The sequence below is a fragment of the Mesorhizobium sp. B2-6-2 genome (assembly GCF_006440615.1).
GTDB lineage: Bacteria > Pseudomonadota > Alphaproteobacteria > Rhizobiales > Rhizobiaceae > Mesorhizobium.
Map to the genome: position 1 here is coordinate 177,196 of NZ_VFUG01000011.1, position 12,619 is coordinate 189,814.

The following is a 12,619-nucleotide window of genomic DNA, read 5'->3' on the forward strand; positions in this document are numbered from 1 at the left end:
CTGCGATGGCGTGGCGGCAATACGATCAAAAAACCGGGGTGCGGGAAAGGACGTGATAACCATCTTGCAAGCATTGTCGAACCGCCATGACAGCCGCCGCTCCCCCTTGCCGACCTGTTAACCCTTTCAAGGCAAGCATTTTCCCGCCACGAATCCTTGGCAGGAATCCGTCGACCGGAGGGGTCACCCAGTTATGTCGCAGCAGCCAGTGCAGAGCGTTTCACGCACGCTGATCCTGCTCATCAAGACCGGCTACTGGCTGGCGCTGACGATCATCGCCGCCATGGTGGTGGCGTCCTTCATTCTTCTGCAGCAGTTGATGGCGCAGCAGCAACATAACGACGCACTGCTCGACATCGTCTCGACGCAGAAGGCGCTGTCGCAGCGCATCGTGTTCCTGGCCAGCGCCACGGGTGCCGCCTCGCGCGACAAGCAGCCGGCGCTGGTGACCGCGCTCAAGCAGGCGACCGGCGAGTTCGAGACCAATTACGACCGGCTGCTCACCGAGACCGGTGCCGACCCGCTGTCGCCGGCGCGCAACGATCCCAAGTCGATCGAATACGTGCTGTTCAGCAAGCCGTTCCATCTCGACTATTTCTCCGTCGGCCTGGTGGCCAACGGCGAGCGACTGGCCTCGTCCTTCGGATCCCAACTCGGCATGCAAAGCGACGGCTATAAGGGCGGCACTGAGCGCGCCGGCCTCGACGCCTCCGTCGCCAATGCGACCTTGTCCGGCTATGCCGCGCTCGGCCAACGCATCAGCGCCTTTGCCGACGAACGCTCCGGTCAATTGCTCAACCTGCACCGCACGCTGTTCTTCGCCACCCTCGGCGTCATCGTGCTGGTCGCGCTGTTCATCTTCCGGCCGATGTCCAACGCCATCCTGCGCAAGACGCGCGAGCTGGTCGACGCGCGCAACTCGATGGCCTTCATCGCCGTGCATGACGGCCTGACCGGACTGCACAACCGCACCTTCCTCACCGACCATTTCGAAACGCTGATCAAGGGCGCGCACCGCCGCCGCGAGCGCCTGGCGGTGATCCAGCTCGATCTCGACCGCTTCAAGCAGATCAACGACACGCTTGGCCATGCCGCCGGCGACTACGTGCTGGTGGTGACCGCGCAGCGCATGCGCGATTCCTGCCGCGCGTCGGATCTGTGCGCGCGGCTCGGCGGCGACGAGTTCGTCATGATCCTCAACGGCGCCGGCAGCACCGAGGACATCCATGCGCTGGCCAAGCGCATTCTCGGCGAGATCAACGAGCCGATCACGTTCCAGGGCACGACCATCATGCCAGGCGCCAGCGCCGGCATCGCCGTCTATCCGGTCGACGCCGACAACGCGCAGGACCTGCTCGTCCATGCCGATCTCGCGCTCTATTCCGCCAAGAAGCTCGGCGGCGGCAACTTCTCCTTCTTCTCCGAGGAACTGCGCCGCGAGCTCGACTACCGCAAACAGCTCGAACAGGACATCCGCACGGCGATCGCCAACAAGAGTTTTGAGGTCTATTTCCAACCGCAGGTATCGCTGACCAGCGGCAAGATCAGCGGCATCGAGGCGCTGGTGCGCTGGAAGCACGCGACGCGCGGCATGATCTCGCCCGGCGAATTCATCCCCGTCGCCGAGAAATGCGGCTTCATGCCGGATATCGGCCGCATCGTCATCGCCAAAGCGATCGAGGAAGCTGCCGAATGGAACCGCGCCGGCATCGATTTCGGACGCCTCGCCGTCAACGTCTCGGGCACAGAGCTGCGCGAGCCCGATTTCGACGCCTTCCTGTTCGGCACGCTGGAGCGGGCCGGGCTGCCCCCACAGAAGCTGGCGCTGGAGATCGTGGAATCCGTCATCCTCGATGACGAGAAGACCGGGATCGCCGCGAAGCTGCGCCACATCCGCGCCGCCGGCGTGCATCTCGAGCTTGACGACTTCGGCACCGGCTATGCCTCGCTCAGCCACGTCAACCCCAACGAGATCGACCGGCTCAAGATCGATCGCCGCTTCGTCCAGAACATCAACGAGAACGGCGACAACTCCAAGATCGTACGCGCCATCACCGAGCTTGCGCGGGGGCTGGGCATCTCGATCGTCGCGGAGGGCGCCGAAACCGAGGCCGAGCTCGACTCGCTGATGGCGATCGGGTGCGATCAGGTGCAAGGCTATTCCATCGCCTTCCCGATGCCGCAGGACAAAGCGCGCGAATGGCTTTTGGCGCGCAGCCCGAAGAAGGCGAAGCTGAAGGTGCTGCACGGCAGCTTGGCTTGAGATGCGCCGATATTCAGGTGAGGCCGGCCTGCAAATGCCGGCTTCCTGCGCTTCCGGTGCTCACGTACGTTAAGTACGCTCCGCTCCGGTTCTCGGAAACCACCATTTTCGACTCGGCCTGACCTGAATCTCACCACATCTCGGCATCCAGCCATGCTCGATAGGATCCGCGCTGCAACAGCGTCTTGCTATGATCGCAAGCAGTTTTTGCGGATGCCGCTTCGTCTTATCCTGCCGCTGCTGTTGTCGATCGCATCGCCGGCTTTGGCCGCCGATCGCACCATTTATCTCACCTTCGATGACGGTCCGCTGAACGGCACCAGCAACATACTCGACGTGCTGCAGGCCGAGCAGGTGCCGGCGACGCTGTTCATGGTCGGCATGCATGCCGAGGCGAACGCAACCAACCGGGCGTTGCTGCAACGGGCAAAATCGGTGCCGCTGGTGACGATCGGCAATCACAGCTACAGCCATGCCTACAATCACTACCGGCATTTTTACGGCGATACCGAAGGCGTGGTCGCCGATATGCTCAGGGCCAATGCCGTGCTCGGCCTCAAGCCGGCCGTGCATGCGCGGCTGCCGGGACGCGACGTGTTCCGGCTGCCCAATTACTCGAAGGACGACAATTCGCTCGGGCTGGCGGAGGCGGGGCGCGAGGATCCGGACTACGAATTCGTCGCGGCCTCCGGCTTCTGGCTCTACGGCTGGGACCATGAATGGGTGCATGAAGACAGCGGCAAGCCCGTGCAGAGCGTCGACCATCTGGTCAGCGAGATCGACCATCTGTTCGGGTATGGCCATTTCGCCAAACCGAACAAGCTGATCCTGCTCATGCACGACGAAATGTTCCAGGACGCTTTTGACGGCAAGGCGAAACTGACGGCGCTGATCGCGGCGCTCAAGCTGCGCCACTACGCCTTCGGCGCGATACCAGGTTACGACTGAGGCGGCTCGGCGTTGCGCCTAAGCGCCGCAAGCACCTCGGTGAATTCGGCGAGTTTGTCATCGGGGATGCCAGCCCGCAGACGCTTGTCGAAGGCGACCGCCGCAAGCCGTAGTTTCTCGAACAACGCTTCGCCGGTCTCGGTCAGCGCCACTTGATGGACCCTGCGGTTTTCCGGATCGCGGCGGCGTGTCAGCAACCCTTGCGCCTCCATGCCGTTGAGGTGATGGGTAAGCGTCGCGCCCTGGATGCCGATCATGCCGGCAAGCTCGCGCTGGTTCGCCAGTTCCTTCGACTTGACCGAGAGCAAGGTCACCCAGACCGGCAGCGTTCCGCCGGCCTCGACCATCGCGGCGTCGAAAGCCTGCGCCACCACTTTCGAGGTGCGAGCGAGAGTCATGCCGACGGGCGGACGGTCAAACGGTGTCATGACCTGACAGTAGAGCAAAGCGATTGGAACATGAAACCTGGCTTCATGATTGACATCTAACCGTTAGATATCTAACTTTGTCTTATTGATGGCGTCGACATGCTGCGACGCGCGGCGGGCGGCAGAGAGGAATGCGGTCATGCAATATGTCTATATCGTCACCATCGGCCTGCACGTCATGGCCGGCGTGTTCTGGGCCGGCACAACCATTGCGGTTGCGCGCGATCCGGAGATCAAGGCGGAGCGCTTCATCCGACCGCAGCTCGGCGCCTCCGGCCTGGCATTCCTGACCGGCATACTGCTTTGGTATTTCTTCCATGAAGGGGCTTTCGGCTCAATGGAGAAGGTGCTGGCGCTGGGCATTTTGACGGCCCTGGTCGCCGCCGGCGTGCAGGGCGCGCTTGTCGCCTCCGCCAGCAGACAGCTGGCCGGTGCCGATCAGGCGACGCAAACACAGCTGCGGGCGAAAATGACCAGAGGCGAACGCATTGCCGGCGGGCTGCTGGTCATCACCGTGTTTTGCATGGCGTCTGCCAAGCTGTTTTGAAATCGCACGGCCGGCAAAACCGACCGGGCGCGGCGCGCAACGGACCAAAGCGGCAGGTGGCTCTCCTTGCAAAGGTCCGTTGCGCGTCACAACCCTCAGATCCTGATCCCGAACCGGATGCCGTCATAGATGGCGGCGTGGATGTTGCGCGAGCCGACAGCGTCGCCGATGCGAAACATCACGAAACCACCTTCGGCATTGCGAGCGGGGAAGATGTCGCCGCCGCTCACCAGCCGCTCATAATCGACGGCACCGCCATTCTTCGACAGGGGTTTGAGCGACAGATAAAGATCGTCGAGCGGCGCGGTGCCGTGCTCGACCACCACCTGGTCGACACGCCGCTCGCCGCGCCAGCCTTCGGCGAAGTCCGATGCCAGCTCGGCAACGAGCTGATTGCCCTCGCGTCGCACCGAACGCAGGCGGGTGTTGATGGTGACGGTGACGCCCTTCTCGTGGAAGGCGCGCATATAGGGCACGTGGTTCAGGCCGCCCATCTCTGGCGCGAAGAAGCGCTCGGGCGAAACCAGTTCCAGCTTCGAGCCGCTGTTGGCGATAAGCTCGGCGGCGCCCATGCCCTGATGGCCGCCATTGTCGTCGTAAAGCAGCACATTCTCGGCCGGCTTGACGCTGCCGGCCATGATGTCCCAGCTTGAGGTGACGAGATTGTCGCCGACCGTCAGCGGCGGGTTCTGCGGCATGCCACCGGTCGCCACGATCACCACATCCGGCGCCAACGCCAGCACATCGTCCTTCTCGGCCCAGGTGTCGTAGCGGATCTCGACGCCGAGACGGTCGAGCTCAGCCAACCGCCAGTCGATGATGCCGATCAGTTCCTTGCGGCGCGGGTTCTGGGTTGCCAAGCGCACCTGTCCTCCGGCCTGGCTGGAGGCTTCGAGCACCGTCACCTGGTGGCCGCGTTCGGCGGCGACGCGGGCGGCCTCCAGGCCGCCGGCGCCAGCGCCCACCACCACGACTTTCTTCTTCGGTCCCTCGCTCTTTGCGATGACGTGCGGAATGGTCGCCTCGCGGCCGGTCGCGGCGTTGTGGACGCACAGCGCCTCGCCGCCCTCATAGATGCGGTCGAGGCAATAGGTGGCGCCGACGCAAGGGCGGATCTCGTGCTCGCGGCCTTCCATCACCTTCAGGACGATATGCGGATCGGCGATATGGGCGCGGGTCATGCCGACCATGTCGAGCTTGCCGGTGGCGATGGCGTGGCGGGCCGTTGCGACATCGGAAATGCGCGCCGCATGGAAGGTCGGGAATTTCGTCGCCGCCCTCACCTCGCCGGCGAAATCGAGATGCGGCGAGGACCGCATGCCGGCCACCGGGATGACCTTGGTCAGCGACGCGTCGGTCTCGATCGTGCCGCGGATGATGTTGAGAAAATCGACCTTGCCGGATGAGCCCAAGCGCCTGGCGATCTCGACGCCAACTTCCTTCGAGATGCCCTTTTCGATGTCCTCGTCGGCGACCATGCGGATGCCGACGATGAATTCTTTACCGACCGCGGCGCGCACGGCGTCGAGCACCATGTCGGTGAAGCGCAGCCGGTTGTCGAGCGAGCCGCCGAAATCGTCGTCGCGATGGTTGGTGAGCGGCGACCAGAAGCCGTCCATCAGATGTCCGTAAGATTCGAACTCGATGCCATCGAGGCCGGCCGCCTGGCAGCGCTGCGCGGCCGACGCATAGTCGGCGACGATGCGCTCGATATCCCACTCCTCGATGGTCTTCGGGAAGGCGCGGTGCGCCGGCTCGCGCACCGGCGAGGCCGAAAGCACCGGCAGCCAGTCGGCCTTGTTCCAGCCGGTGCGGCGGCCGAGATGAGTGATTTGGATCATCACCTTGCAGTCATGCTCATGGCAGGCATCGGCGAGTTCGGCCAACCACGGCACGATCCTGTCGTCATAGACATGCAGATTGCCGAAGGCGGCCGGGCTGTCGCGCGAGACGATCGCCGAGCCCGCCGTCATGGTCAGCGCCATGCCACCCTTGGCTTTCTCGGCATGATAGAGCCGGTAGCGCTCCTTCGGCATGCCGTCCTCGGAATAGGCCGGCTCATGGCTCGTCGACATCACCCGGTTCTTCAGCGTCAGGTGCTTGAGCTGATAGGGTTGGAGAAGCGGGTCGTTGCTGGTCATCTTCTTCCTGCCATTTCAATCGTGTTAAGGAGCCGCCAACAGCCGCGCCCGATTGGCTTGCGGCAGCAAGGAGCCACCATGACCGACGCCAAGAACCTCACCCAGCTCGGCAAGCACGTCGAGACGCCACAGAGCCCCGAACAGGCGGTGCTGGAGACCGTGCCGTTCCAGCGCGGCGACGGCCCGCCGGCGATCGTGCGCTTCACCTGCCCGGAATTCACCTCGCTGTGCCCGGTCACCGGCCAGCCCGACTTCGCCCACATCGTCATCGACTACGCGCCCGACCGGACGCTGGTGGAATCGAAGTCGCTGAAACTGTTCATGACCTCGTTCCGCAACCATGGCGCCTTCCATGAGGAGTGCACGGTGATGATCGGCCGCCGCATCGTGGAGGCGACCAAGCCGCTCTGGCTGCGCGTGGGCGGCTACTGGTTCCCGCGCGGCGGCATTCCGATCGACGTCTTCTGGCAGACCGGCGCGCCGCCCAAGGACGCCTGGCTGCCGGATACCGGCGTTGCGCCTTATCGCGGGCGCGGTTGAGATTTGTTGCGAAAGGCTGGCGGGACAGCGCGCGAAGGATCGCCAGCCCTGATCTTCAATCACCATTATCACTCGCACTGGTACTGGCTGAGCGCCCATTCGCCTGTGACCGACAGAAGATCTGAGACCTTCCAGGCGCCGCTAACCTTCTTCAGCTTCCATTCCAAGCGATGCTGGTGACCTTCGACGACGAAGGCGACGACCACCTTGGCCTCGTCGCCCTTGACGGCTTCGATGGTGCGCAGGCTCCGGTCGATGGCGAGCTTGTCATAGTCTGCATTGTCGAGCGCCATGTTGGGGTCGAGGCACTCGCCCTGCCCCGAGACGCGTAGCGCGTCGCTCTTGTCGAGCACGGTTTTCGCCGGATCGATGAAGTTCTTGCGCTGAGAAGGGTCGAGTTCCAACCCGACATGTTCGTAGAACGGCTTCACCACCGCGGTCGGCGATCCGGGCAGGACAGGTACGACGGGCGCCGGTTCGGCCGGTTTGGTTTCCGGCGCCACGGCAGGCGGCGACTTGTCGACCGCTGGCGGCGAACTGTTATCCACTGGCGGCGACTTGTCGATCTCGGGCGCCTTGTCGCCTGAAGATGCGTTCGGGGGCGGCGAGCCGAAGAGCGCCTGCGCCGAGGCTCCGCCGTTCAGCCCCGCGGCCAGCATCGACAAGCTCGACAGCACGAGGACGAGAAGGCGAAGCACGGCGTCACTCCGTCGAGGCGCCGCATTCCAGCGCGCTGAGCTTCCAGTCGCTGGTCTTTGAGGTGATATCGGCGATCTTCCACTTGCCGTCCACTTTCTTCAGCGACCACATCATTTCGCGTTTGGAATCATCGCCTTCCGGGAAGAGATTGAAGCTTGCCGTCACCTCGGCGGTGTCGCCGTTGACGGCTTCGGTGAGCTTCAGCGTCTTCGACAGGGTCTTCTGATCGAAGTCCTGGGCGTCGAGGCCGGGGTCGAAGTCGATACAGGACACCTCGTCGGGCTTCTCCTTCTGCGCCTTGTCGTTGGCTTCGAACAGCCTGGTCACCGGCTCGGTGAAGCGGTCGCGGTATTTGGCGTCCGCCTCGAACTTCACTTCCGGCACATAGAAGAACTTCACGGTGTTGGAAGCCGGCCCGGCAAGCGCGGCGCCGGGCAAGGCTATCGACATGGCAGCGGCAAGCACTATCGGCTTCATGCAGGATCTCCGAGGTTCGGTGCGTGGCGGCAAGCTCGCTGCCACGCATCCTGCATATCGGCTTTTTTGCGGCTCATGAAGTCCAGGCGCGCTCAGGCATCGAGCCAGACGTTCTGGAAGTCCATTTCGTAGGTCTGGTGCATCGAATAGTTCTTCACCTTCTTGTTCATGTGGCAGTAGAGCTTCTGCCAGAAGGGCTGGATGATGACGCCGGAATCTTGCAGGATCGCCTCGACATCCTTCATCACCTCCTTGCGCTTGGCGACGTCGATCTGCGACAGCGCATCCTTGAGCTTGGCGTCGAACTCCGGATTGGAATAGGCCGTCTCGTTCCAGGCCTCGCCGGTGCGGTAGCCGAGCGCCAGCACCTGCACGCCGAGCGGGCGCATGTACCAGATGGTCATCGAATAGGGATATTTCGTCCAGTCGTTCCAGAAGGTCGAGCCGGGCAGCACCGTGCGCTTCACCTTGATGCCAGCGTCGCGCAACTGGCCGGCAATCGCATCGCCGGTGTTCTTCTGCCATTCGTCCTCGACCGTGATCAGCTCATGCTCGAAATCGGCCTGGCCAGCGTCGGCCATCAGCTTCTTGGCGCCGGCGGCGTCGCGCTCCTTCTTGGGCAGCGGGTAGTATTCGGGATGGATCGGGGCGACATGGTGGTTCTCGCCGACCGTGCCGCGGCCATTGTAGCCAAGCTGCATCACCTGGTTGTTGTCGACCGCCATCTGCAGCGCGTTGCGCACCCGCTTGTCGTCATAGGGCTTGTGCGTGACGTTGGTGCGGGCGACCAGCGTGGTCGCCGTCGCGACCTCCGACTTCACCAGGTCCATCTTGTCGAGCGGCTCGATGAAGTCGGCCGGCGTTTCGAAGTCGAGGTCGATCTCGCCGGAATCGAACGCATTGAGCGTGGCGTTGAAGTCGGTGCCGTAGTCGATGAACTCGACCCCGTCGAGCGGCGCTTCGCCGCCCCACCACTTGCCGTTCTCGCGGCGCTTGACCACCGCCTTCTGACCAACGGAATAGGACACCAGCTCGAAAGCTCCGGTGCCGATCGGCTTCTTGATCGGATCGGCGCCGTCCTTGTCGAAGTCGCGGTGCACGACCAGGGCCGGATAGTCGGTAAGGCCGGGGATGATGGCGATGTCGGCTTCGTTGAGCTTCAGCTTGACCGTATGGTCGTCGACCTTGGTGATCGCGCCGTCCTTGGCCTTGCCGGTCTTGGCATCGATCAACGCGCCGACACGAGCCGCCATGGAATTGCCGGAAGCGGCCTTCTCGCACCAGCGGTTCAGATTGAAAACCACATCATCGGCGTTGAAGGCATCGCCATTGTTCCAGGTCACGCCCTTGCGCAGATGCAGCGTGTATTCGGTGGCGTCGTCATTGACGTCCCAGCTTTCAAGCAGCACCGGCTCGAAAGTGAACTGATGCGTGTAGCGCACCAGCGGCTCCAGCCACGTGCGGGTGACGTTTGCCATCTCCGTCCAGTCATAGGTGCGCGGATCCTTCTGCGCCTTGACCGACATCGCGACATGCAGCGTACCGCCCTTCTTGGGCTCGTCGGCTAGGGCCTTGGTCGGCGCGGCAAGGCCGAGCATGCCATAGGCGAAAGCCGTCGATGCGCCGAAGGCGCTTGCCAGAGCCAGGAATTCGCGCCGGTCGACGCGGCCAGCCCGCGCCTCCTTCGCCATCGCCTCGATAGCGGCCGGGACCCGGTCGCCATTGCTTCTGAAAAGTGTCATTCTCGTTCTCCCATTGATTTCTTCAGGTCTTCGCCCGGTTGGTTTCAACTGTCGTTGATCTGCATCAACTAACGCTGTCCGGCAGCTTTTCCTCACGCCGCGCGATCAAATCCGCGAGACCCTCGGCAATGCCCTCGTCGAGCTTCGGCTCCTGGTAGTCGGCCAGCATGGCGCGCGCTTTTTCTCGGCCGCGCGTATCGTGGTCCTTGGCGCCTTCGGCGCTCCACTGCTCGAAGGAATTGAAGTCCATGATGTTGGGCATGAAGAAGGCGCTCTCGAAATGCTCCAGCGTGTGCTGCGTGCCGAGGAAATGCCCTTGCGGGCCGACCTCGCGGATTGCCGCCATCGCTTCCTTGAAATCGTCGAAGGGAACGCCGCCGGCATATTTGTACCAGCCGACGAGCTGCTCGCAGTCGGTGGCGAATTTCGAATAGCCGCAGGTGAGCCCCGCCTCCAGCCAGCCGGCGGAATGCCAGATGTAATTGGCGCCGGAAAGGATCGCGGCATGCATCAGCATGTTGGCCTCATAGCCGGCCTGGGCGTCATTGAGCTTGGAGCCGACATGGAAGCCGGAGGTGCGCCACGGCAGCTTGTATTTTCTGGCCAGGGCGCCCATCAGATACATCATCTGTGCCGCTTCCGGCGTGCCGCCCATCGGCGCGCCGGTCTTCATGTCGACGGTGACCATGAACTGGCCGTAGAGCTGCGGCGAGCCGGGCCGGATGAGCTGGGTCAAAGCCACGCCGGCAAGCGCCTCGGCGTTGACCTGCGCCACCGCGCCGACGGCGGAGGCCGAGGTCGAGGCGCCGCATAGCGCGAAAGGCGCCAAGATCAGCGGCTGGTTGTGGCTCGCATAGACCCGCATGGCGTCGATCATGGTGGCGTCCCAGACCAGCGGCGAATTGCAGTTGGTGATCGCCACCAGCACCGGGTTGTCGCGCACGAAGTCCTCGCCAAAGACGATGCCAGCCATCGCCATCGTGTCCTCGGCGCGCTCCTTCGACGTCACGATGCCCATGAACGGCTTGTCGGAATGCTTCAGCGCCGAATGGATGATGTGGAGATGCCGCTTCGGAACCGCGATTTCCATCGGCTCGCAGATGACCGAGCTCGACGAATGCAGCGCCGGCGCCATGTAGGCCATCTTGTGGAAATTGTTGAGGTCGGCGAGCGTGCCGTAGCGGCGCTTGTTGTCGAGGTCGCGGATATAGGGCGCGCCATACATCGGCACGAAGATCGAGTTCTTGCCGCCGACGCGCACCGTGCGCTCCGGATTGCGCGCGTTGAGCGTGAACTCCGGCGGAACTTTCGAGACGAGTTCCATCAAGAGCGCGCGGTCGATGCGGACGCGCGTTTGCCTGACATCGGCGCCGGCCGCCTTCCAGAGCTCTATCGCCCCGTCGTCGCGGAATTCGCAGCCCACCTCCTCGAGGATCTTGAGCGATTCCTCGTGGATCAGCTCCACCGCCTCGTCGGGCACGATCTCATAGGCGGGGATCTTGCGCACTAGGGTCGGGAAGGACGCGATCGGCGCGCTTCTCAGCGCCTTGCGGCCAAGACGGCCGCCGCCGCGGCGGTGGGTCTGTTCGGTCAATTCAACGGCCGGTGCGTTCATGGAGGCTCCTTCTTCCCGCCACTCACGTTAGCGAGGCAAAATATGGCTGTGACGCTGGAAAATCCTGATCTTCTGTATAAGTTCACCTTATGCGAAGCCTGCGCCACCTCCTGCCCTCGGCCGGCAGCCTCATCGTCTTCGAAGCCGCCGGGCGGCTGTCGAGCTTCACCGCCGCCGGACGCGAGCTCGGCATGACGCAGGCCGCCGTTTCCTATGCCGTGCGCGGGCTGGAGGAGCAGCTCGGCGCCAAGCTCTTCCAGCGGCGCCACCGCCAGGTGCTTCTGACGGAAGCCGGCGAGCGCTTCCATGCCGACGTCTCGCTCGGCCTGTCGCATATCCGCAAGTCGGCGGAGGACCTGCGCCTGCAGGCAACCGGCGGGCATGTGACTTTGGCCGCCTCGACGGCTTTCGGCTCGTTCTGGATGATGCCGCGCCTGCAGCAGTTCCGCGACGAACTGCCGGGTATCGACCTGCGCATCCAGACCGCCGACCGCGACCTCGACATCATCGCCGAAGGGATTCCGCTCGGCGTGCGCGGCGGGGTGCCGCGCGATTGGCCGGACTACCACTCGCTGTCGCTCTCCGACGAGGAGATCTTCCCGGTCGCCGGCCCGAGCTACCTCGCTAAATTCGGCAAGCCGAAGACGGTCGAGGAACTGGCAACGCACCGGCTGATCCATCTCGAGGAACCCTATCGCGAGGCGCCGAACTGGGACGAATGGTTCGCGTCGGCCGGAACCAGCCTGCGCAATGCCGAGCGCGGCCTGCGCATCAACGATTATGCGCTGGTGATCCAGGCGGTGATGGAAGGGCAAGGCATCTCGCTCGGATGGCGGCATCTGGTCGAGCGTCTGGTGGCATCAGGACTGCTGGTGCCGGTGACCGATCATGTGATGCGGACCGGCATCGGCTTCCACGTCATCTGGCCGAAGAACCGCGACCTCAGCGAGAATGCGCGCAGGGTCAGGGACTGGCTGGTGGCGCAGGCCTAGATTTGCATTTCGTTCGGCGATGCAGGCAACGCTGGCGGGACAGCGCCCCCCTCTGGCCTGCCGGACATCTCCCCCACTTGGGGGGAAATTGGCAGCTTCGCCGGTGGCGCTTCCCTTGCAACGTTGGAGATTGGCTAAGGTCGGCGCGAAATCTGATCTCCCCCCTCGTGGGCAGGGCTGTCCGGGGAAAGTGTTGGGTGAATCGAAATGCCGCATGTGCATGCCCC

11 protein-coding genes are annotated in these 12,619 nt (G+C 63.6%); 5 read left to right on the plus strand and 6 right to left on the minus strand.

The window, feature by feature from the left end; translation table 11 throughout:
* Positions 1–193: 193 nt before the first annotated feature.
* The gene (locus tag FJ419_RS21330) at positions 194–2,263 is read left to right on the plus strand and encodes an EAL domain-containing protein (RefSeq protein ID WP_140634083.1); all 2,070 of its coding nucleotides are present in this window, start codon (positions 194–196) and stop codon (positions 2,261–2,263) included.
* Between the two features lie 213 nt (positions 2,264–2,476).
* Positions 2,477–3,211: a polysaccharide deacetylase family protein gene (locus FJ419_RS21335; RefSeq protein ID WP_140697820.1), complete on the plus strand. Its 735-nt coding sequence runs from the start codon at positions 2,477–2,479 to the stop codon at positions 3,209–3,211.
* On the opposite strand, the gene FJ419_RS21340 is transcribed toward FJ419_RS21335, so the two are convergent.
* Positions 3,202–3,609, minus strand: a complete 408-nt coding sequence (locus FJ419_RS21340) for a MarR family winged helix-turn-helix transcriptional regulator (RefSeq protein WP_246679281.1) — start codon at positions 3,607–3,609, stop codon at positions 3,202–3,204. The genes FJ419_RS21335 and FJ419_RS21340 overlap by 10 nt on opposite strands.
* A 169-nt stretch (positions 3,610–3,778) precedes the next feature.
* Here FJ419_RS21340 and FJ419_RS21345 point away from each other — a divergent pair, with 169 nt between their 5' ends.
* Positions 3,779–4,186, plus strand: a complete 408-nt coding sequence (locus tag FJ419_RS21345) for a hypothetical protein (protein WP_140634089.1) — start codon at positions 3,779–3,781, stop codon at positions 4,184–4,186.
* Between the two features lie 95 nt (positions 4,187–4,281).
* On the opposite strand, the gene FJ419_RS21350 is transcribed toward FJ419_RS21345, so the two are convergent.
* Complete coding sequence (locus FJ419_RS21350; protein WP_140697826.1) at positions 4,282–6,327, minus strand: NADH:flavin oxidoreductase; 2,046 nt, start codon at positions 6,325–6,327, stop codon at positions 4,282–4,284.
* A 78-nt stretch (positions 6,328–6,405) separates the two neighbouring features.
* Between FJ419_RS21350 and queF the strand changes: the two genes are divergently transcribed.
* Positions 6,406–6,867 (plus strand): preQ(1) synthase, encoded by a 462-nt coding sequence (queF, locus tag FJ419_RS21355; RefSeq protein ID WP_126083116.1) that lies wholly within the window; start codon positions 6,406–6,408, stop codon positions 6,865–6,867.
* A gap of 68 nt (positions 6,868–6,935) precedes the next feature.
* On the opposite strand, the gene FJ419_RS21360 is transcribed toward queF, so the two are convergent.
* From FJ419_RS21360 to FJ419_RS21375, 4 genes are all read right to left on the minus strand, one after another.
* On the minus strand, positions 6,936–7,565 hold the full coding sequence (locus tag FJ419_RS21360; RefSeq protein ID WP_140697829.1) for a hypothetical protein: 630 nt from the start codon (positions 7,563–7,565) through the stop codon (positions 6,936–6,938).
* 4 nt (positions 7,566–7,569) lie between these two features.
* Positions 7,570–8,043: a DUF3828 domain-containing protein gene (locus FJ419_RS21365; protein WP_140697833.1), complete on the minus strand. Its 474-nt coding sequence runs from the start codon at positions 8,041–8,043 to the stop codon at positions 7,570–7,572.
* 92 nt (positions 8,044–8,135) lie between these two features.
* Entirely contained in the window at positions 8,136–9,785 is a 1,650-nt protein-coding gene (locus FJ419_RS21370; RefSeq protein WP_140697836.1) for an ABC transporter substrate-binding protein, read from the minus strand.
* Positions 9,786–9,849: 64 nt separating this feature from the next.
* Positions 9,850–11,400 (minus strand): trimethylamine methyltransferase family protein, encoded by a 1,551-nt coding sequence (locus FJ419_RS21375; RefSeq protein WP_140542725.1) that lies wholly within the window; start codon positions 11,398–11,400, stop codon positions 9,850–9,852.
* Positions 11,401–11,489: 89 nt separating this feature from the next.
* On the opposite strand from FJ419_RS21375, the gene FJ419_RS21380 reads away from it, so the two are divergent.
* A complete protein-coding gene (locus FJ419_RS21380; RefSeq protein WP_140634096.1) occupies positions 11,490–12,392 on the plus strand; it encodes a LysR substrate-binding domain-containing protein in 903 nt (300 codons plus the stop codon).
* Positions 12,393–12,619: the final 227 nt, after the last annotated feature.